This is a genomic window from Pedobacter sp. W3I1 (assembly GCF_030816015.1).
Classification (GTDB): Bacteria; Bacteroidota; Bacteroidia; order Sphingobacteriales; family Sphingobacteriaceae; genus Pedobacter.
This window is the reverse complement of sequence record NZ_JAUSXN010000001.1, coordinates 4,215,844-4,236,648: the sequence shown is the minus strand read 5'-3', so window position 1 is coordinate 4,236,648 and position 20,805 is coordinate 4,215,844. Positions and strand designations below refer to the sequence as shown.

18 protein-coding genes are annotated in these 20,805 nt (G+C 41.3%); 12 read left to right on the top strand and 6 right to left on the bottom strand.

Annotated features, from left to right (window positions below; all coding sequences use genetic code 11):
• Positions 1–65 precede the first annotated feature (65 nt).
• From QF042_RS17340 to QF042_RS17320, 5 genes are all read right to left on the bottom strand, one after another.
• A complete protein-coding gene (locus tag QF042_RS17340) occupies positions 66–335 on the bottom strand; it encodes a hypothetical protein (protein WP_307530657.1) in 270 nt (89 codons plus the stop codon).
• Positions 336–520: 185 nt separating this feature from the next.
• Positions 521–1,336, bottom strand: a complete 816-nt coding sequence (locus tag QF042_RS17335) for an AraC family transcriptional regulator (protein WP_307530655.1) — start codon at positions 1,334–1,336, stop codon at positions 521–523.
• 63 nt (positions 1,337–1,399) lie between these two features.
• Positions 1,400–2,419 (bottom strand): SDR family NAD(P)-dependent oxidoreductase, encoded by a 1,020-nt coding sequence (locus tag QF042_RS17330; protein ID WP_307530653.1) that lies wholly within the window; start codon positions 2,417–2,419, stop codon positions 1,400–1,402.
• 125 nt (positions 2,420–2,544) lie between these two features.
• Positions 2,545–2,844, bottom strand: coding sequence for a hypothetical protein (locus tag QF042_RS17325; RefSeq protein WP_307530651.1), 300 nt, complete (start codon positions 2,842–2,844; stop codon positions 2,545–2,547).
• A gap of 10 nt (positions 2,845–2,854) precedes the next feature.
• Entirely contained in the window at positions 2,855–3,493 is a 639-nt protein-coding gene (locus tag QF042_RS17320) for a TetR/AcrR family transcriptional regulator (protein WP_307530649.1), read from the bottom strand.
• Positions 3,494–3,610: 117 nt separating this feature from the next.
• On the opposite strand from QF042_RS17320, the gene QF042_RS17315 reads away from it, so the two are divergent.
• From QF042_RS17315 to QF042_RS17300, 4 genes are all read left to right on the top strand, one after another.
• Positions 3,611–3,877, top strand: coding sequence for a hypothetical protein (locus tag QF042_RS17315; protein ID WP_307530647.1), 267 nt, complete (start codon positions 3,611–3,613; stop codon positions 3,875–3,877).
• A gap of 68 nt (positions 3,878–3,945) precedes the next feature.
• On the top strand, positions 3,946–4,701 hold the full coding sequence (locus QF042_RS17310) for a hypothetical protein (RefSeq protein WP_307530645.1): 756 nt from the start codon (positions 3,946–3,948) through the stop codon (positions 4,699–4,701).
• Positions 4,679–5,365 (top strand): hypothetical protein, encoded by a 687-nt coding sequence (locus QF042_RS17305; RefSeq protein WP_307530643.1) that lies wholly within the window; start codon positions 4,679–4,681, stop codon positions 5,363–5,365. The genes QF042_RS17310 and QF042_RS17305 overlap by 23 nt, the downstream gene beginning before the upstream one ends.
• Positions 5,366–5,589: 224 nt before the next feature.
• Positions 5,590–6,381: a heparin lyase I family protein gene (locus QF042_RS17300; RefSeq protein WP_307530641.1), complete on the top strand. Its 792-nt coding sequence runs from the start codon at positions 5,590–5,592 to the stop codon at positions 6,379–6,381.
• A 145-nt stretch (positions 6,382–6,526) separates the two neighbouring features.
• Here QF042_RS17300 and QF042_RS17295 read toward each other — a convergent pair whose 3' ends face one another.
• Positions 6,527–6,865 (bottom strand): hypothetical protein, encoded by a 339-nt coding sequence (locus tag QF042_RS17295; RefSeq protein WP_307530639.1) that lies wholly within the window; start codon positions 6,863–6,865, stop codon positions 6,527–6,529.
• Between the two features lie 311 nt (positions 6,866–7,176).
• Here QF042_RS17295 and QF042_RS17290 point away from each other — a divergent pair, with 311 nt between their 5' ends.
• The 8 genes from QF042_RS17290 to QF042_RS17255 all read left to right on the top strand — a co-directional run bounded on the left by QF042_RS17290 (position 7,177) and on the right by QF042_RS17255 (position 20,767).
• Positions 7,177–9,756 (top strand): glycoside hydrolase family 95 protein, encoded by a 2,580-nt coding sequence (locus tag QF042_RS17290; RefSeq protein WP_307530637.1) that lies wholly within the window; start codon positions 7,177–7,179, stop codon positions 9,754–9,756.
• 560 nt (positions 9,757–10,316) lie between these two features.
• Positions 10,317–11,207 carry a TonB-dependent receptor plug domain-containing protein gene (locus QF042_RS17285; RefSeq protein WP_307530635.1) on the top strand — a complete coding sequence of 297 codons (891 nt, stop codon included), beginning with the start codon at positions 10,317–10,319 and terminating at the stop codon, positions 11,205–11,207.
• A complete protein-coding gene (locus QF042_RS17280; RefSeq protein WP_307530633.1) occupies positions 11,161–13,437 on the top strand; it encodes a SusC/RagA family TonB-linked outer membrane protein in 2,277 nt (758 codons plus the stop codon). Before QF042_RS17285 ends, QF042_RS17280 begins: the two co-directional genes overlap by 47 nt.
• Before the next feature lie 8 nt (positions 13,438–13,445).
• Positions 13,446–15,005: a RagB/SusD family nutrient uptake outer membrane protein gene (locus tag QF042_RS17275; RefSeq protein WP_307530631.1), complete on the top strand. Its 1,560-nt coding sequence runs from the start codon at positions 13,446–13,448 to the stop codon at positions 15,003–15,005.
• Positions 15,006–15,060: 55 nt separating this feature from the next.
• Positions 15,061–15,846 carry a hypothetical protein gene (locus QF042_RS17270; protein WP_307530629.1) on the top strand — a complete coding sequence of 262 codons (786 nt, stop codon included), beginning with the start codon at positions 15,061–15,063 and terminating at the stop codon, positions 15,844–15,846.
• 113 nt (positions 15,847–15,959) lie between these two features.
• Positions 15,960–18,110, top strand: coding sequence for a TIM-barrel domain-containing protein (locus tag QF042_RS17265; protein WP_307530627.1), 2,151 nt, complete (start codon positions 15,960–15,962; stop codon positions 18,108–18,110).
• Positions 18,111–18,197: 87 nt separating this feature from the next.
• Positions 18,198–19,391 carry a glycoside hydrolase family 88 protein gene (locus QF042_RS17260; RefSeq protein WP_373459076.1) on the top strand — a complete coding sequence of 398 codons (1,194 nt, stop codon included), beginning with the start codon at positions 18,198–18,200 and terminating at the stop codon, positions 19,389–19,391.
• A 35-nt stretch (positions 19,392–19,426) separates the two neighbouring features.
• The gene (locus QF042_RS17255; protein ID WP_307530625.1) at positions 19,427–20,767 is read left to right on the top strand and encodes a polysaccharide lyase 6 family protein; all 1,341 of its coding nucleotides are present in this window, start codon (positions 19,427–19,429) and stop codon (positions 20,765–20,767) included.
• The last annotated feature ends 38 nt before the right edge of the window (positions 20,768–20,805 follow it).

The window sequence follows — 20,805 nt, the reverse complement described above, 5'->3', positions numbered from 1 at the left end:
TTACTGTAATTCTTTCAGAGTTATTAGCATTAATGAAATCAATTTTTCGACGAAGCCGCAGCATCTTATTTGTCTTTTTCCGGAGTTTCACTGGAACCTTCCTCGTACCGTTCATCTCCGCTCACATCTTCATGAACAATCAGGGAGTTTGGAGTTGCAGCAGCAGGATTTGCTCCGGTTCCGGAAGTTTTGGGTGTGCTCGGAATCGGTTCAGCCTCGTTCAGTATACTTTTAGCAGCTTGTGTGTTTCCAAGGGCTATCTGAGAAAGTTTTTCCTGGGCATCTGCGTTCTTGCCATTCTCATACTCGCTGTCTGTACTTTCTGTCTTTGCCATAAATTTCTTTTTTTAATGAAAGTAACAAAGCGAATAAAATAAAAGTTTTAACCAAGAAAAATATAGGTATCGTTACTCAAATTTACGGGCTATAATTCTGGTGGGAACAAGCTGCAACCGTTAGTATATAGAGCAGATCGTTTACTTTGGCTGAAAGCATGGAGATGTCAAATGGCTTAATCTGTTTAATATTTGTTTGGCAAAAGCTGATTGGGAGATACCCCGTATTTCTTTTTGAAAATAAAAGAAAAATGGGAGAGGTCTTCAAAACCGACTTCGAGGTAAATCTCAGTCGGTTTTTTCTTTTTCTCGGCCAGGTGATAGTAGGCCAGTTCCAGTCTTTTATCCGTCAGCCACTTTTGAGGCGTGGTATTAAACAGTTTTTTGAAGTCCCTGTTAAAGGTTGACAGGCTGCGGCCTGTCAGGTAGCCCAGTTTCTCCAGGGGCATGTTGAACATAAAATTGCGTTGCATAAAATCGATCAGATCGATCTTACCCGGAACATCGAAGTTGGCAAGGACGCTGTCTACGCTGGGATCGATCAGCCGCAGGATATTGATCGCCTCTTCAATCTTGAGTGTGGCCAGGCTTTCGGGGAATTCACCTTCTACCTCAAAATAAGGGATTAATGAAGCCAGGCAGCTTTCCAGCAATGGATGATTGCTGAAGCGGTATATCTTCTGCTGGGTTTGTGTTTTCTTTGTATGCTCATTTTTTTCGTAGAACTTTTTTAACCGATCGGTGGATAAATGCATCACCACGGTTTTATGTGGCATGCCGTTTTTCGGGTAGTTGATGATCGTTGCCAGTTCGTTCCTTGGGATCAGAAAAATATCACCTGTTTTAAAGCTGAAGGTGGATTCTGCCTGTATGATCCTGGTTTCTCCCGAAATGAACCACACCAGCATGTGGTCATCAAACATCAGGTCTGATTTAAAGAGTTTGTCCTCATAGCTGGAAAGCTTGATGTCCTTGGTCAGGTATTTGGATATATGTTCCATTGTGATAAAGTTATTAGTTTTTGCTCATTTCTACCAGATGCACTGGCCGCCATCGACTAAATACTAGTTTACATTGAATTCAATCCCTGTCATATCTTCAGTTAGTTTCCATAGTCTTTTTGCGCTGCTTTCATCTAGCGAATAGGCCAACACGCCACTTTGGTGTAATTTAGCTTTAGTTTGTACAGTGGGGTCCTCCGGTAGCAGTTCGGCGATATCGCCATCCTCGCAGTAAACGCCACCGATATGGTTAAGCAAAGGACTGGTTGCCACCCATACCGAAGTTGCGGCGCCTTGCGGTATGGTTTTAAGGCCGGCCAGTATTTCTGGACGCATATTTCCATGCTCATCAAAAAAGCCCATCTGTTTGAACAGTTCCATATCGGCATCCCTGGCTAGCTCAGTTCCGGCGATTGATCCTGGATGTAGGGAGTAGGCTCTTACCCGATGTGCTTTTGCACGGTTATCCAGTTCGAGGGCGAATAGGTTACTGGCTGTTTTCGACTGTCCATATCCTAAGAGCGTCTGGTATTCCCTGTGCTCGAAGTTGGGATCCTCGAAATCAAAAGGTGCCATGTGGTGTCCCAGAGAAGAAACATTGACTACGCGCGCCCCATTAGCGACTTTAAGTGCCGGCCATAATCTCGCCACCAGCTGAAACTGTCCCAGATAATTAGTCGATAGTTGTGATTCGAAACCACGGCTGTCCCTTTGCAAAGGCACCCACATAATTCCGGCATTGTTGATCAGTAAATGTAGCGGTCTGCCGGAGGTGAGGAATTTTTCGGCGAATGCATCAATGGTGTCAGGCTTAGCAAGATCCATGGGTTCAATTTCCACATTTGGGATGCCCTTGAGGTTTTTATTTGCTTTTTCCATATCCCTGGCTGGTACGATTACGGTTGCGCCTGCTGCTGCCAATACTTTTATCGTTTCCAGGCCAATGCCTGCGTTACCACCGGTTACTATGGCGATCTTTCCTTTAAGGTCAATGCCTTTGATAACTTCTGTTGCTGTTGAGGTCGCGCTAAAGCCTGAGCCCAGTGGGTGTTGTAACGCGCCTTGATCATTGTTCTTTTCCATTTTTGTTTTGATTAAATGTATAGGACAAATTTAGGCGGTTGGTCAAAGGTAGATTTTGTTTAGCGTGTCAATTAACTTTGTTTACAAAGTCAGTTTTTTGTTGAGCGTGTTAAGGGTGTGCATCATTATCTATATTTATGCCGTTCTTGATAAATGTCGCCCCTTAACAGCGACCTGTCATCACTTTCATTGATGAACGTAAATAAGCTGTCGCCTTTCTTTGCCGTCACGAGGAAGTAGTCGCCATCATCATTGTATTTGACAAACTCCATCAGTTGATGAGGCATTGGTTTGGAAGCAGTTTTTTGATGTTGTCTAATTTCGTGGGCTGCTGTTTTAGGTAAATGTGCCTTCGGACTTTTTTCCTTGCCCGAGTGGCAGGAGAGGAGCGCGCAAGCCAATAAAATATTCAGTATAAGTTTCATTTTTAGAATCCTATTTATCTTTTCGGTCGGCATAAGTCTGTTCCACAATAAAAGACATCGCTTCTTCGATTTTGGTCCTGCCTTCCTTACTGCTCACATCGAGGCCACAAAAAGTCTGGTTATTTGTGGTCGCGTATATGTCAAGGTAGTAAATACCGGAGATCAGCAGCGCCATGATTGCACGAAAGCGTGATGCTTTGTCGCCAAAATGAGGGTCGGAGATATGTTCGAACATCAGGTTTCCTTCTTCTTCTCTTTTTTCGGCAAGTCTTTTCAGCGAGCTTCTATTTTCAGTTAATCCACCTAAAATGATTTTCTGGAGTTCTTTATTCTTAAAAACATGGTCGAACTGCGACAAGAGCATTGCTTTGGAAAGTGCCTGACCGCCGTCTGTAATATTCAGATTTACTTCTTCACTTTTAACATTGCTCCAAAAGTCCTGGGATTGGATATATTCATCGATCAGCTGATCGGTACCTCCAAAATAATTATAGATCAACTTTTTGTCCAGCCCGGCAGTTGCCGCAATATCGTTTACCTTCAGGCCCGAAAAACCCTTTATTTTCAGAATCTTTCCAACTGCCGCCAAAAATTTCTGCTTGGTTTGTTCCTTGTTGCGGACTGCGCCCTTGATTGATTTTCGTTCCATAATTTCCGTGCCGATTGAAATGTAATCAAAAGTAATAAAATTTATATCACTAAATGGTGAAATGTGTTATCTTTGTAGTGACCCCCAAATGGTGATATGTTTTAGTTTGATGAAAAGATGGATAGAAACGACTTTTGGGATCATAGTCAGCCTGGCACTGGCCCACTTTTAACATCACAACTGTTAAGCTATGCCGAAGAATTAATGGGCTTTAGTATCAATGGTTTTAATCCGATAACATACGGCTTACTGCCTATCGAGAAAATAGTGGAGGATGATCAATCGAGTAAAATAGTTTTCGGGAAAAAAGTTCCTTTAGCATATGATAGTGGAGGCAATGTTTTTTTAATCTCAGAAGAGGGACAAATTTATATCATAGCCTGAGGGGTTAGAAAGTCAAAACTTCACTTTAGTGCCCGAATCATTTATTGACTTCTTAAATTCATCTTATAATGATTAGATCATTCACCATTAAATTATTCTCGCTGGCCCTGCTGCTGTTGGTAATCGCCTGTAAATCCCCCTTGTCCGAGGGAAACCTGAATGATCTTTCCGCTATAGATGTGCGTATTGAGATCTCCCAGGACCTGACCAACAAAAAGAAGAACGAGGTAACGGTTTTTTTATATGATAAAGACGGCAAGCCTATCCGTAACAAAAGCATCAAAATGAAAGTCAACGATACAGATCTGGTCTATACAGAAAGGCAGGAACTGTACTATACCACAACCTCCAAATATTCGGCTAGTGACGTTCCCGTTGAAAAGGAATATAATTTTCAGATCACTTTATCAAACGGGAAATCTTATTTTCTGGGAAGGATCGCTCCCCTTGCTGAAAGCAGGGAAAAGGATATTATATGTGATGAGAAAGGGGATTTCGACAAGGATTTTGTGGTTTCCTGGAAGAATCTGAGAGATATAGACGAATTGTCGATCATGAAAAGCGTGTTGTTAAGTACTTCGACAAAAACACAGCAAAATTACGATTCAGAGCCAGAGGTTACCAAAAAGATAGGGAGCAGCGGTGTATATATTATTCCAAAATCTGGCTACATCACCTCAAAATCAACCATTAGCGATGCGGAAATCAGGTTCAATGCTCTTAAGCTTGGAACTATGAACCCGCAACTCCTGGAAGGTAGTGAAATCAAAATATTTGGACACATTGATAGATATATTGACTTTGAAGAACAAAATAAGAAATAACAGCACCAGGCTGTGTCAAATGCCAATTTACATCAGCCTGTTATTGATGGTTATGAGCTGTAACGGACAAGAAAATCCGGGGTATATTGGTGCCAAATATGGAGTTCTTGACCTGGACAAGATTACGTTTTCTGAGCAATTGGACACGTTGTTTTCAAAAACAGAAAAGTATTACAAACTGCCCAAGGGCGAGGAGGTTTTTGATGAAAAGCTTGGGAAATATGTAATGGCGGATACACTTTACCACATCTACAGAATTCCGGCGAAAAATGTAGCCGAAGGAACCTTCAGTTTCAAACGCCTGGAGGTCAAGCCCAAAGAGGTCGTCGACTTTTACGCAGACCATTCCCATAGGTTTAGAAAAGTGGAGGTGTCGGTCTACATGAGCGATGGGCAGTACCGGCAGCTACGCGATGACTGTAAAAATTTCAAGGACATCACACCTGCCAACGTGAAGAAGGTGAACAATGGCAAATATATCATCCTGCAAAGTAATGATACTCAAAAGCAGATCCTGACCACACTGTATTGCTTAGACAACAGGCTGGAGAATAACGGTGATCTGAACCAAAATTATTTTGTAAGAATAGCAAAAACCAGCCTCAAAATAAAAAACGATGAATTCGATAAGCAGCTGAATGATGAAATATATATTCCTTTGTAGTGGCCGGGTTGCTGCTCTTCTGTAAAGAAGGTGAGGATGCTGAAACAGCATGAGGTTTCTCATTAAAGCCGGGCAGCTACCTGCGTGGTGATGATTTAACTGATCCTATGCACTTGAATTAAAACATCTCTATGCTAATCCAGCTGATTAATTAGCCTATAGTGCAGAATAATGACCTGAAATAAGAAGCTAAATTTAGTTATTACTAACCAAAATAATAACTTATGAGAACTTTTAAACTTGTAATTCTGGCGCTTGCCTGCGCCACTGTAATGCAGTACGGCTGCAAGAAACAATCAACAACGGAAACGCCGGCAGAAAAAATGGAGAAAGCTGCACAGCAAAACACTGCATCAGGAGGGGTTCAGATCATGTCTGTACTCTTTAATGGCGATGCCTCCAACGGATCGGCCAATGTATGGAATGACATTAACATTGAAGGTACAGGAACGGTAACCACCGTAAATGATGAAACGGGTACCTTAACCTGGAAATTTTTGAAGCCTGCAAACAGCCACAGAACGGAAGGGCACGGTGCCAAAAACTACGAAGCCCAGGATGGAGATGAAATATATATAGGCTGGACCAGTAAAATCTATATGCCAACCACATTAAAAACAGAGGCCATATTTCAATGGAAATCCTATCCAACGGCCGGATCATTACAAAATCATCCACTAATGCTCAGAACCAAATCAGGAAACCTTGAATTACAGCATTTTGACGACAACCATGTTGCTACAGTACCGTGGTCTACCACGCTGGCCGTAAATACCTGGCTTAAATTCGTTATCCGGATGAAAGTATCCAGAGATCCTGCCGTGGGTTATATCGAGTTCTGGTACAATGGCGTTAAACAGACCCTCGCAAATGGTAGCCAGCGGTTATATTGCAGAACTTTGGATGTCGACTATTGCGATCCGAAATGGGGAGTTTACGGAGGTGATTCTTCACAGGTAACCCATTTTGTCAAAAAAATAAGAATTGGTACATCTTACGCCGATGTAGCACAATAATAGCAACATCTGTCACATTGAGCCTGTCGAAATGCTCTGCGAAGTATTTAAGCAAGTCCTTCGACGGGCTCAGTATGACAAATCTATATTTAGGATACAGCCAGTTTCTTTTAGCCCGTTTATTCCTTCTGGCATGATATGGTGTTTATTTTATCTCATTTAATCCAGTCAGCGTTTCAGTAATGATTTCACCTGAAGATATCTGGCCAGATAGGATGGAAGTATTCCGGATAATGCCGGTCCGTTCATCTTCCTTAGTTAGGAAATAGGTTTTACTTATGGTTTGACAAACTCCTGGACTGATAGATATCCCTTCTGTATAACACTCTTCGCCTTCTTTATTGATACAGATATTATCAATGATTGAATCACTAATATTTTCGATTTTGAAGTCATATCTAAGCTCATCTCCACTTTGTAGGTTTCGGCCATTGGGCATCGTGGTAAAAGTAGTAATACGGATTAAGTTCAGCATTTTAGTCATTGTAAAAAAGAGTTTTATCTATTATTTATCGAGGTTTAGCTTCGGCGGGTCTTTAGTAGGGAAGGTTTTAAAAAAAAAGCAATCGGCTTATAAATGGTCAATACAAATTAATATTAAATCGACAGCCATTAGTCAAGCATATTTACAGGATATTAAACAAAATTGGCCTAGCTTTAAGTGAAAGGTTACCGGTTGATGTCAATTTTGTTGACTAAATGGATAATTCTGAAGAATAAATCCTAAAGGATTATCACGTAGTTGCAGATCAAATATAAAAACCGACCCTAACCAAATATTTATTATATCCTTATATGGAGATCATTAGTAATAAAAGAAATGTTTTAATTTTTCAGTTAGTGGTATGCTTTTTATGCCTTGGTGCTACAAGGGCTAATGCTCAAAAAATCATTTCCAGACCACTAAAGCTTTGGTACGACCAACCTGCCAGGGTTTGGGAAGAGGCGCTGCCCTTAGGTAACGGAAAAATGGGCGCCATGGTATTCGGAAACGTGCAGCGCGAACGGTTACAGTTAAATGAAAGTACGCTATGGTCTGGTTATCCCGAACCTGGAAATAACCCTGATGGGCCAAGTCTGCTACCACAGGTAAGGAAAGCAATGTTTGAAGGTGATTATCTAAATGCAACGGCACTCTGGAGTAAAATGCAGGGACCCTACTCGGCAAGATATCTCCCAATGGGTGATTTGTTTTTGGAGTTTGACCACAACAATGCTGCTTTTACGAATTACTATCGCGAACTTGATCTTGCTAATGCGGTATCGTTGGTAAAGTATACCGTAAATGGAATAAACTATACCAGACAGACTTACATGAGTTATCCTGATCAGGTATTGGTGATGAAGATAACGGCCAGCAAGGCAAATTCCATCAGTTTCAAGCTTGGTTTAACCAGCAAACTGAAATATACTGTTGCAAGTTCAGCTCAACAACAACTGATTTTGAACGGTAAAGCGCCAAAGTATGTGGCTGCAAGAGATTATGATCCACAACAGGTGGTGTATGATGAAAAAGAGGGGATGAATTTTCAGATCAGGGTAAAAGTGGCAAATGTTGGTGGAACCGTAAAAAGTACCTCTTCAAATTTAACAGTAAGCAAGGCAACAGAAGTGATCATCTACCTCACAGGCGCAACAAGTTTTAATGGTTTTAATCAATCGGCAGGTTTAGCAGGTAAAGATCCTTCGGTACAAACGCGCTTAAATATGAACAAAGCCATTGGAAAAGGTAGTTCGCAGATTTATACAAAGCATTTGAGCGATTACCAAAGTCTTTTTAACAGGGTAAAATTTGAACTTGGCGATCCGGATCTGAAATCGGACCAATTGCCGACGAATGAACGGTTACTGCATTTTAAGAGCAACCCGGTTCCCGATCATAATCTGCTGACGCTCTATTATCAATATGGAAGGTATCTGTTAATTTCAAGCTCAAGAAAAGGAGGTCAGGCTACAAACCTGCAAGGATTATGGAATGATCTGGTACAGCCACCATGGGGCAGTAACTATACGACCAATATCAATACACAGATGAATTATTGGTTGGCAGAAAATACCAATCTTACCGAGTGCAATGAGCCATTATTTAACCTCATCAAAAACCTTTCGGTTAATGGGGCAGTAACAGCCAGGGTAAATTATAATATCGGTAAAGGGTGGGTAGCCCATCACAATTCGGATATCTGGGCTAAAACCTCACCGGTTGGTGCCTTTGATAAGGATGAACGGGAAATGCCCAGAAAAACCGCCTGGCCAATGGCAGGTGCCTGGCTGAGTACTCACCTGTTCGAACATTACCGCTATACCAATGATACCCTTTTTCTGGAAAAAACGGGTTATCCTTTAATGAGGGGTGCTGCCGAATTTATGTTAGCGTGGTTAATAGAAGATCCTAAAACGGGTTATCTGGTTACCAATCCTTCCACCTCTCCAGAAAATGTAGTTAAAATAAAGGACAAATCCTATCAATTGAGCATTGCCTCTACAATGGATATGTCAATTATCAGGGAACTTTTTGAGCAGTGCATACAGGCCTCGCAGGTTTTGAAAACTGATTATGCTTTTGCAGAGCGGCTTAAAAAGGCTAAAGCCAGGTTATATCCTTATCAGATTGGACAATATGGACAGCTGCAGGAATGGTTTCAGGATTGGGATGACCCTAAAGACCAACATAGACACATCTCTCAGCTTTACGGGCTTTATCCAGCCGATCAGATCAATGTTTATGCAAATCCTTCACTTTCATCGGCAGCCAAACAATCCTTACTTCACCGTGGAGATGTTAGTACCGGCTGGTCTATGGCATGGAAAACAAATTGGTGGGCGAGGTTGCAAGATGGCAATCATGCTTATCAGGTGCTGCTATCGGCATTAAATTATATTGATCCGCTTTCCCCAAAAGGGCAGATGAGTGGTGGTGGAGCCTATCCAAATCTTTTTGATGCACATCCTCCCTTTCAAATCGACGGTAACTTTGGGGCTACCGCCGGGATAACAGAGATGCTGCTACAGAGCCATTATGGCGAACTGGTTTTGCTACCTGCACTGCCTGATGCATGGCCATCGGGGAAAATAGAGGGAATTAAAGCAAGAGGCGATTATAATGTAGGGATACAATGGGCGCACGGGATGCTCAAAACGGCATCCATTAAAGCAAATAGAACTGGGAAATGTACAATCAGGACATTTACTAAAATTAAGATTAACAATTTGAATGCAGGCCCGCGAGCAGATGGTATTGAAAATGTAGTGGAAACGCCATATCTCAACCATAGCAAAACAGCGTTGCAGCCGCTCAATTTAAAGCAAAGTTATCTTTATGAACTTGAAGTTAAAAAAGGTGAAACTTATTTGATTACTTCTGCAGATTACTAACCAACCATTGCATACAGCACCGAAAGCGGGGTAGTTTATTTTTTTGTTGTCCGATTTCATTCTGAGATTTTAGAATCCATTTGTAGATGGGATGCTCATTAGTTTTCTCTGATGAGATTAATTTTTATTAAATATTTGGTTGTCAGTTATTTATATTAATTCTTTCAGCTATTAATTATACCAGATCCGTTTAAAAGCTATTTTGACATCATCACCATAAACGGATTTTAAATTTGTATGCACAATACCGGCTCAATTGCAGCGCTAGTTATACCTGGTAGGGGATAATTATTGCCATTCCAGTCAGAAAGGTATTTCTGAACATAGATGAGCGATCTGCCAATATAGTTGATTAATTCGCCAATTCTTGCATCAACTATTTCTGGTTTTATACTTTAATTGCAGTAACCAAATATAAAACTAAATCGTATGAGTAACAGAAATTACCAAGGGTTTGAAAACCATTGGCGTTTTTTTACAAGTAATTTGTTAAACGTCACCAATCGGGCCAATCAACCTGTCTATCCAGTCCACTTTCCACTCACTTTTAATTCAGCGGTATGAAAAGAAAATTTACAAGATTTTTCTCTGCGCATCGCATTCTGCTGAAAGTAGCAGTATTTGCATGTTTGCTGACTTTGATCAATACTGGTGTTTTTGCTCAGGGGCAAACTAAGGTGTCAGGAACCGTAAAAGACCGTAGTGGTGCAGCCCTGCCAGGTGTAACGGTTAGGGTAAAAGATCAAACCGGTGGCGTATCGACTGATAATAATGGTAAATTTACTATTTCGGTAGCCCCGAACGCCATTCTTCAGTTTAACATGATTGGCTATACCACTATGGAAAGGAAGGTTGGCGACGGCGCAATGAATGTTGTGCTGGAAGATGCGTCAAGCGCGCTAGACGATGTGGTTGTAATCGGTTTTGGCGGTAAAGTTAAAAGAAGCGACCTAAGTTCTGCGGTTTCTTCTGTTTCGGCCAAAGATATTCAGGAGCGACAACCAGTAGATCTGTTGAACGCACTGCAGGGAAAAGCATCAGGGGTAACTGTTACTACCGATGGCGGCCCTGGCGGAGAGGGAACCGTTCAGATTAGAGGGGTTACGACCTTAAACGGTGGTGCAGGCCCGCTTTACGTGGTTGATGGTGTAATTACAGACAATGGCAGAAACATTAATCCATTGGATATTGCAGGCATTGAAATTTTGAAAGATGCAGCTTCTGCTTCTATTTATGGTGCACAGGCCGCAAATGGTGTAATTTTAATTACAACAAAAAAAGGTGTTGAGGGTAAGCCCAGGGTGGATGTGCAGTACACACATCTGTTTGGCAAACTTGCACATAAACTCCCGCAGAGCAACTCTGAGGAGGTTAGGGCTTTTAGAAGGTTACAGAACGGAGGATTTGATCACCGCGGGCTCAAATACGGATTCATTAAACGTTTCTTTTAATTCAGATAATGACCTCCAGGATCTGTTGTTGGGTAATACCGGTCAGCGCAACCAGGTAAATGCGAGTTTGGCAGGAGCTTCTAAAACCTTCAACTATTATTCAAGCGTTAATTATATCGACGATAAATCTATTGTGATCAACAGTTTTGCCAAATCACTTCAAACCAGGTTGAATATCTCTTATCAGGCACTGCCAAAACTTAAGTATACTTCCAATTTTTCGCTCTATTATCAAACCAAGAATGAAATACCCATCGCGAGAACGGTAAATGTTATTTTCGACAGGCCGGCAAACTCACTGATTTATTATCCTGATGGGGCATTAACAAGTTACATCGCCTCGAAGCGAAACCCTGTTGCAAATGCGATGTACGAAATCAATAAAACCGAAACCTATTCGGCACAGATCAACAACCAGTTGGATTTTGATATCACCAAGCATATTAAATGGACTACACTTTTTAACCTGGCTTATGAAAATCCACAGTATACGTTTTTTGCACCACGTTATGTAAGTCCAAACCGCAATACAAACAACGGTATAAATGAACTGACCAAAAATTTCAGATACGAAGCACAAACCTATTTTAACTACAACCAGAAGTTTAAAGACCATACCTTGAGTGCAACATTGGGGGCAAATGCCATCCGTAGAACGCAGAGCGTATTTCATCTGGAGTACCTAAATTCAGCAAGTGAGGAGATCACCGTTACGCTGCCAGCCTATCTTACGGGGTCGAAAACTTATACTACCGGTACGGCCAATACCAACCAGGCTATTTTTGCTCGCGTAAATTATGATTATAAGAGCAGGTATTATGCAAGTGCGGTATACCGCAATGATGGTTCTTCCCGTTTCGGCCCGGAGAACAAACGTGGATCCTTTTATTCAGGATCGATGGCCTGGCGTTTTTCTGCAGAAAAATTTATGGACTGGTCTAAAACATTTCTTGATGATGCCAAAATCCGTGCAAGTTATGGACGGGTTGGTAATGATCAGATCGAGGATTATGGCGCAATTACAAAAGTACAGTTCGAGGGAAATTATAATGGGATAGGTGGGGCAGCCTATAATACCACGATAGGCAACAGCCTGATTAAATGGGAAACAGGAATCCAGAAAAACCTGGGGTTGGATCTTACCTTTTTGAAAGGAAGATTGAACTTCACCGGCGAACTTTATGAAAAGGAATCGAAAGACCTGTTATATCAGCGACAGCTAGTTAAAGAAACGGGCTTTTCAACGGTTATTGTTAACCTTGGTTCTATTGTTAACAAAGGGATCGAATTCACCGTTTCCGGTACACCAATTTCTAAAAAGAATTTTTCATGGAACATAGATGCAAATATTTATTTCGAAAGAGGTACAATTAAGGAGCTGGCAGGCGGTGTTCCATTTATTGCAGGTAACAAATGGTATGTTCAGGAAGGTGGCAAAATCGGAGATTTTTATGGCTGGAAAAACCTGGGTGTTTATCAATGGAACGAATCTAATGCCTATAATGACAGCTGGGATAAATTAACCGTGGTATTGGGTGCCGATAACAAACCTTTGTATGTAAACGGAAAAGCTCAGTACACTTTCAACGGACAGCCTTACAGTGGAACGGTTCATAACCTGTACGATCCTTCAGGTAAACTTGTTGGCGGAGATACCGAATGGGCAAACATTAAAAGAGACAGTTTGATCGATGATGGCGACCGCCATGTGATTGGTAATGCCCAACCTAAGTTCAATATCGGTTTTGGCAATACATTTAACTACAAAAGATTTTCTCTGAATGTGCTGTTCAATGCATCGATAGGAGGAGACATTTACAATAGCCTGTTGTATAATGCAAATAATCCATCCAATACCGGTCCTGGTAATCCAGATGTGCTGTACAACTCATGGCAAAAACCCGGAGATATTGCAAAATATCCCTACTATCCAAACAGACCTTCGAGAGGGAATTTAAAAGCAAACGGCAACAGTGCCTATCTGGAAAGCCGTTCTTTTATCAGGCTTGCCAGTATGAGATTTGCCTATAGTATGGATCCAGCCCTTACAAAACGGGTGTATCTCAAAGGGATAACGGCATTTATATACGGTACGAATTTATTAACCTGGACAAACTATAAAGGCTACGATCCTGAATTTAGCACTTCTAACCCATTAACCCCTGGCGATGACACCGGGAAATACCCGAAAAGAAGAGAACTTGGGTTTGGTTTAAACATCAGTTTATAATTAGCAATATGAAAACAATAAAATATACCTGTATTTTCATGCTATTGCTCACTATGGGCAGTTGCAAAAAATTTCTTACAGAGGCGCCTGTTTCTCAGGTGTCGAGCGATAAATTCTATAAATCTAAATATGATATTGATGCGGCTATGGCAGGGATGTATTCTGCCTTTCAGCTCACTATGGTGGGCGAATCGCAGTTTAACGACCGCTACCATTATTGGGGCGAGTTCAGGGCTGATAATTTTGACCGTTTTCTTTCCTATACCAATACTTACACCACAGAGATTGCACTAAACGCCCTTACCACCGATAATCCATATGCAGATTGGTCAAGACTGTATACCGTAATCGCCAGGGCGAACAGCAACATCAAATATATACCAGGGGTGCCCGCTTTAGATAATAATGTTACCCAGGCTGTTGTCAATGCAAACCTTGCACAATCTTATGCCATAAGAGCAATTTCTTACTTTTACCTCGTGAGGGTTTGGGGCGATGCACCTGTTTGGTTAGAACCTTACGAAGATAGCCAGGTTGCTGCAGAACGGGAACGGACCAAGGCCGCGCAGATTTTAGATGAGGTAATCATCAAAGATTTAAAAACAGCTTACGACCTCACCGTTAAAAATCAGAATGCATCGGTTTATTACATGAATGAAGGTGCGATTTGTGCAGCCCTTGCAGATGCCTATATGTGGAAAAAAGACTATACAAATGCCATTCTTTGGATCAATAACCTGTTTAAGGCCAGAAATCCTAAAGGAGCACTCTATACGGGTACATCTGATGCAAACCTGGAACCCACGGCCAGCTGGAAAAGTATATTTACCGCTCCTGCTGCGAGCGTAGAAACCATTTGGTCTATCCACTGGGATTTTACCACAAACAGTTGTGCCTGTATGCAGATATCTTATTCGCCCAATAACAGACAGATGCAGGTCGATCCGCTTTTATATGCCAGTTACTTTCTGCCTCAAACTCAACCTGTTCATACTAACGATATCAGGCCTAAACAAACACTGGATGTATATGCGGTTACAAATCCGGCGCTCAACAACCGCGATCGCTTCCTGAAATTTTATCCAAGTCCATCAAACCCTGTTGGGGCAATACCTACCACAGAGTTAAACCTGTATTACAACCAGAATACGGCTGTTTATTTGCCAATGTACAGGTTATCTGATATTTATTTGCTCTATGCCGAGGCGCTCAACGGAAACAACGATTTGCCGAATGCCCTTAAATATTTAAATTTTGTGAGAAAAAGAGCCAATGTAGATCAGTACCTGGCCACCGATGTTAAGGTAAATGCTAAAGCAGCAATGGAGAACGCAATTTTAGAAGAGCGCCAGTATGAACTCATCGGCGAAGGTAAACGCTGGTTCGACCTGGTAAGAACAAACAAAGTGAAAGAAGTTATGGATCCAGTGCTCAAAGACCGTCAGGTTAGAAATGGTAATACCGATATAGTTGGTTTTACAGATGTGCGCCGTTCTTATTGGCCATTGAGCAGGGCAGTAATGAATTCTAATAAAAAACTGGTACAGAATCCTGGTTATGGCGAGTAATGGTTAATTTTTAACATAGGCCTGCCTAAAGTTGCGGGCTTTAAATGATATGGAAATGAAAGTTTTTAAAAATAGAATATTGCCTTCAATCTTATTGATTCTGATCGCGATGAGCCAAAGCGGCTGCGGAAAAATGTTCGGTTTGGACCGTCAGAAGGATTATGATTACGTGAAGAAAACGCTTGATCCCAACATCGGGGTATCGGCACGTAAGTTTCTGGAAGACAGGGCAGCCGGTACCGGTATGGCGAACGATCCGACAGATACCGTTTTTAAGTATATGAAACTAGGCTTAGATTATGCGGGTATTGACCTTGCAGAATACGAGAAAAGTGACCGTACCTTCCTTTTTCTGCATAATCTTAGCGTTAGGGTATTACCAACAAAAACAACCAATGGCGTAACAGTGACCACCAGTAACATACCAACAGCAGGTTTATGGTTCGATTACCCAATTGTTACGGGTATTAATCCCACTACTGGCGTGCCCATAACGAAGCCCGCAACCAAATGGAGCGATTATCCTAAAGAAGATGTAAAGAATTATTTCTTATATCTGATTGGTCAGGGCAAGTATAATTTTGATAATCTCAATGCCAATAATGTGCCTGTAAAATCAATTTTGCCGGCAAACGCGGTCTTATCCAAATCATCAATGTTGGGTTATGCCAATAATGGCAAAGGCTTTGATGAAAATGGAATTTTTTATTTAAAAATTCTAAATAACAGCGACCAGGCACCAATTGTACATAACAACAGAACCAATGACCGGAGTGCGGGTTATATCACGACCAACGGTGTTGTTCACGTTTTTGGAGCATCGCTGGCACCTTCATTGTAATCTATAAAACCGGGAATAATAAGATTGCCCGGTTTTTACTGTATTTTCTACATAGTAAAAGAATGTAAACATAGTTAAGTACCCATTTGCCCGTATTTGCCAACAAAATTCCTATGAAATTGCTAAAATTGTCATTTTTTGCTCTGCTTCTTCTTCACCTGCATCTTGGTTTAAAAGCCCAGGAAATCACCTGGACACCAGTAGAGCCCGGAGTGTGGAAAGGTGTATTTGGTGCGCCAGAGGTTTATGATCTTTTAAAAGCTTCGGGTGCTAAACCCAATCACGAATCATTAAATAAATTAGGTCAGGCGACATTCCCTTTTTCTGATCAAGCCATAACAGCCCAGCTTAACGATGGTAAAACTTATTTAAGAATCCCACTTGATAAAAGCGAGCAGTTATATGGTTTCGGACTAAATTTCCAGACCATACACCAGCGGGGGAAGATTTTGGAACTACATGTAGACCATTATGGCGGAAAAGATAATGGCAGAACGCACGCTCCGGTGCCTTTTTATGTTTCATCTAATGGATATGGCGTTTTTATCAACTCGGCAAGGTACATTAAAGTATGGGCGGGTACCGGAATGAGGAAAGACAGCAAAAATTTCCCGCTACCAAAAGACAGAAATGCCGATAAAAGCTGGTCATCACGCAATAATGGCGACGAAGTTGAAATTTTAGTCCCGGCAGCAGGCGTAGAAATTTACGTTTTTGCTGGCCCAAAACCTTTAGATGCAATTAAAAGGTATAATTTATTTAACGGCGGCGGGTATTTGCCACCACGCTGGGGGCTTGGTTTTACACAAAGGGTAATGACGCGTTCAACTGCTGCCGACGTAGAAAACGAGGTCAATAGTTTTGAAGAAAAGGGCTATCCCTTAGATTTTGTCGGCCTGGAGCCTGGTTGGCAAAGTAAAGCTTATCCGGGCACTTTTTCATGGGATAAAAACAGGTTTGCCGAGCCTGCCGGTTTTGTGAAAAGCATGCTGGCCAAAGGCATCAGGTTAAATCTTTGGATTAATCCTTATGTATCGCCAGACGCACCTTTTTATAAAGAAATTAGACCGCTAACAGGCTCGCATACCGTATGGTTGGGCGCAGTACCCGATTTTACTTTACCAAAAGCACGGCAGCTTTTCTTTGATCAGCTGCAAAAAGACCAGGTAGCAATCGGGATAAGTGGATATAAAATTGATGAGGTTGACGGATATGATTATTATTTGTGGCCTGATGTAGCTACTTTTCCTTCGGGTACAAGCGCTGAGCAGATGCGCCAAACTTATGGGCTGTTAATGCAGCGTTATTCGGCAGAAATGTTCAAAAACAGTAATAAACGTACCTATGGTTTGGTTAGGGCATCAAACGGAGGCGGAACTTCTTTTCCTTATGTAATTTATAACGATTATTATAACCATGAAGACTTTGTTACCGCACTCATTAACAGTGGTTATGCAGGCGTACTGTGGACACCAGAGGTGAGGGCTTCTAAAACAGGAGAGGAGTGGCTAAGGAGGTTCCAATCGAATGTTTTCTCGCCGATGGCCATGATTAATGCCTGGGCAAGTGGAACAAAACCCTGGACTTACCCCGATGTAGCAAGGCAGGTAAAGGAATATGCTTTATTAAGGATGAGAATGATGCCGTATTGGTATAGCGAATCGGCAAAATACCATTTTGAAGGTATACCGCCTTTTAGGGGAATGAATTTAGAGGAAGGATTTACACAGGAGGCAAAAGTAGAGAAAAAAGCCAATGATAATTTAGAAGAGAATCCCTATGCAGAAGCTGTTTCTAAAGAGATTAAAGATCAATATATGGCAGGCGAATATTTGCTTGTTGCACCAATGTTTACCGGGCAAACGGAACGCAAAGTGATTTTGCCCAAAGGCAGGTGGTATGATTTTTATACCGGTGCTTTTGTTGGCGATGGACAGGTTATTACCGTAAGCCCTGGCTTGGATAAAATACCTGTTTACGTTAAAGATGGTGGAATAATTCCCTTAATGCCAGCCTTACTTCACTCCCCTAAATTAGGTGCAAAAGTAGATCTCGAAATCCGTCACTACGGCGAAAAAGCCAGTGAATATAATTTGTATGACGATGATGGGGAGACTTTTGATTTCGAAAAAGGAGCTTTTACCTGGAGAAAAATTAAAGTTGAACGATTGAAAAACGGCCACTTAAAGGGAAGTATTTCTACACCCGAAAAAGGAAAACCAAATACCATTGGTAAAGTAAGTTTCACCTTTATGACAAAGTAATATGAGAATGAAGATTATCAGTCCGGAGTATATTTTAAAAAATGAGTTAATGAAATTGCTGGAAGTTCAGTTAATCCCTATAAACCAATGATGATAAAAGTTAGCTACCTTATTCCAGCAATTATTTTACTGTTCCTGCAAAGCCCTGTTTTTGCCCAGGATGTAAATGTTAAAAAAGCGTTCCAGCAAGCTGCTACCCAAAGCCGTTTGATGTTACAGGAAATAAAAAAATCGGCCGACGCCAGCAAACCTGAGCAGGTTTCTCCACGAACATTAGATCATGGTGCGCTTAAACTAGTGGCGAGCAGAGATTGGACAAGTGGATTTTTTCCGGGTGTACTTTGGTATCTGGATGAATACTACAAAACCGACCAATGGCGCGCTGAAGCAAGGGCTTTTACCTCATTTATAGAAAAAGAAAAAGACAATGCCACTACGCATGATATGGGCTTTAAGGTTTTTTGTAGTGTAGGTAATGCTTTCCGCTTAACCGGAAATGTACATGATAAAGCGGTTATTATCGCGGCAGCAAAAACTTTGGCAACCCGCTTTAATCCTAAAACAGGAGTAATCCTGTCCTGGGACCATAGCAGGGATAAATGGGTTAACCCTGTGATTATCGATAACATGATGAATCTGGAACTGTTATTCGAAGCAACTAAATTAACCGGAGATTCAGCCTTCCATAAAATTGCGGTTAGCCATGCCAACACCACCATGAAAAATCATTTCCGCGAAGATTTTAGTTCTTATCATGTGGTAGAGTATGATCCTGAAACAGGTAAGGTAATCAAGAAAACCACTCACCAGGGCTATCGTAACTCATCTGCCTGGGCACGCGGGCAGGCCTGGGCTTTATATGGTTACACCTTATGTTACCGGTACACCAAAAATCCAGCCTATTTAAAACAGGCGGAAAATATTGCCAGGTTTATTTTTGCTCATCCAAATATGCCTAAAGATCTGGTGCCTTACTGGGATTTCGATGCCCCTCAAATTCCCAATGAACCAAGAGACGCATCTGCTGCAGCGGTTATGGCTTCTGGTTTGTATGAATTAAGCAGATACAGCAAGAATAGCAATAATTACTACCAAAAGGCAAATCAGATTTTAAAAAGTTTAAGTACTGCTTTTGCTGCGCCGATAGGAACAGCTAAAGGTTTTATTTTATTGCACAGCACAGGTTCAAAGCCCTCAAATAGTGAAGTTGATGTACCACTGAGCTATGCCGATTATTATTATTTAGAAGCGTTGCTGAGGTATAAAAACTATAAAAAGTAGCAGAACGCTAATTATTGAAATAACTAACCAAAGATATGAAACTGAATTTTTACCTAACAGGTATCCTCATTGCTTGTTCGATCTACGGATCTGCAAAAGATTACAAAATAAGCTCGGCAGCTGAGTTGGCTGCTTTAAACCTTTTACCGGGGGATAAGGTAATCCTTAAAAATGGCGAATGGACAAATCAACAACTGCTTTTTAAAGGTAATGGCACGCAGCAAAAGCCCATTACGCTAAGCGCAGAGGAGGGTGGAAAAGTATTCTTTACGGGTGCATCATCGCTAAAAATTGATGGAACATGGCTAATCACAGATGGCGTATCTTTTAAAAATGGTTTTACAAAAGGAGAAGATGTGATTGTATTTTCTGAGCAGTCGGCTAATTGCCGTTTAACAAATTCATCGGTTATCGGTTACAATCCGCTTGATAAGGCTACAGAATATACATTTGCTTCGCTGTATGGCGATCATAACAGGGTAGATCATTGTTATTTTGAAGGTAAAACCAATCAGGCACCTACTTTAGTCGTCTGGCTTTCAAATAAACCTAATTATCACCAGATAGACCATAATTATTTTGGTCCGAGGCCTGATATAGGAGGAAATGGTGGCGAAACCATCCGGATCGGCACAAGCACCTGGTCTATGTATGATTCATTCACAAAAGTGGATGCCAACATTTTTGCCCATTGTAATGGCGAGACTGAGATTGTTTCAGTCAAATCTTGCAGAAACACCATTTCTAATAATCTATTTTTCGAAAGTGTAGGCACTTTAACCTTACGCCATGGCAATTATAACGAAGTGTATGGAAACATTTTTATTGGGAACAATATAGCAAACACAGGTGGCATCCGCGTGATCGGCGAGCATCACAAAGTATACAATAATTATCTGCAAGGTTTAACCGGTACTGGTTTAAGAGCGGCAATATCGGTAATGGATGGCCTGCCCAATCCGATTTTGGTAAGCCATTGGCAGGTGAAATACGCGGATATTACAGCAAATACAATTGTAGAATGTAAAGAGCCTTTTTCTTTAGGCGCAGGTAAAAATGCCGATCGGATATTGCCCCCACAGAAAGTTGTGGTTGCGAATAACCTGGTAAAGGTAGATGCTAATCCGGTAAGCTGGGTCGACAGAAATGCTGATGCGGTTTTTAGCGGAAATGTCTTGGCCACGACCTCAGCTCCACAAAATCTTGACAAAGGCTTTAGTGTTATCGATGCAAAATTTGAAAAACAGCAAGGTATCTGGAGTTTAAAAGGTCAGAAAGCTGGAGCCAATCTAAATAGCGATCAACTTTCCATATTAAAAGCAAAGCATATCGGCCCCAACTGGTTTAAACCTGTGCAGGTGATAATAATTAAATAAGCCAGATTAATAACGGATTTTTGATTATTGTATTTTTA

Bases quoted from the DNA above. Each gene is read 5' to 3' on its own strand.
- QF042_RS17340 (WP_307530657.1), bottom strand. From the start codon at position 335: ATGGCAAAGACAGAAAGTACAGACAGCGAGTATGAGAATGGCAAGAAC.
- QF042_RS17335 (WP_307530655.1), bottom strand. From the start codon at position 1,336: ATGGAACATATATCCAAATACCTGACCAAGGACATCAAGCTTTCCAGC.
- QF042_RS17330 (WP_307530653.1), bottom strand. From the start codon at position 2,419: ATGGAAAAGAACAATGATCAAGGCGCGTTACAACACCCACTGGGCTCA.
- QF042_RS17325 (WP_307530651.1), bottom strand. From the start codon at position 2,844: ATGAAACTTATACTGAATATTTTATTGGCTTGCGCGCTCCTCTCCTGC.
- QF042_RS17320 (WP_307530649.1), bottom strand. From the start codon at position 3,493: ATGGAACGAAAATCAATCAAGGGCGCAGTCCGCAACAAGGAACAAACC.
- QF042_RS17315 (WP_307530647.1), top strand. From the start codon at position 3,611: ATGGATAGAAACGACTTTTGGGATCATAGTCAGCCTGGCACTGGCCCA.
- QF042_RS17310 (WP_307530645.1), top strand. From the start codon at position 3,946: ATGATTAGATCATTCACCATTAAATTATTCTCGCTGGCCCTGCTGCTG.
- QF042_RS17300 (WP_307530641.1), top strand. From the start codon at position 5,590: ATGAGAACTTTTAAACTTGTAATTCTGGCGCTTGCCTGCGCCACTGTA.
- QF042_RS17295 (WP_307530639.1), bottom strand. From the start codon at position 6,865: ATGACTAAAATGCTGAACTTAATCCGTATTACTACTTTTACCACGATG.
- QF042_RS17290 (WP_307530637.1), top strand. From the start codon at position 7,177: ATGGAGATCATTAGTAATAAAAGAAATGTTTTAATTTTTCAGTTAGTG.
- QF042_RS17285 (WP_307530635.1), top strand. From the start codon at position 10,317: ATGAAAAGAAAATTTACAAGATTTTTCTCTGCGCATCGCATTCTGCTG.
- QF042_RS17275 (WP_307530631.1), top strand. From the start codon at position 13,446: ATGAAAACAATAAAATATACCTGTATTTTCATGCTATTGCTCACTATG.
- QF042_RS17270 (WP_307530629.1), top strand. From the start codon at position 15,061: ATGAAAGTTTTTAAAAATAGAATATTGCCTTCAATCTTATTGATTCTG.
- QF042_RS17265 (WP_307530627.1), top strand. From the start codon at position 15,960: ATGAAATTGCTAAAATTGTCATTTTTTGCTCTGCTTCTTCTTCACCTG.
- QF042_RS17260 (WP_373459076.1), top strand. From the start codon at position 18,198: ATGATGATAAAAGTTAGCTACCTTATTCCAGCAATTATTTTACTGTTC.
- QF042_RS17255 (WP_307530625.1), top strand. From the start codon at position 19,427: ATGAAACTGAATTTTTACCTAACAGGTATCCTCATTGCTTGTTCGATC.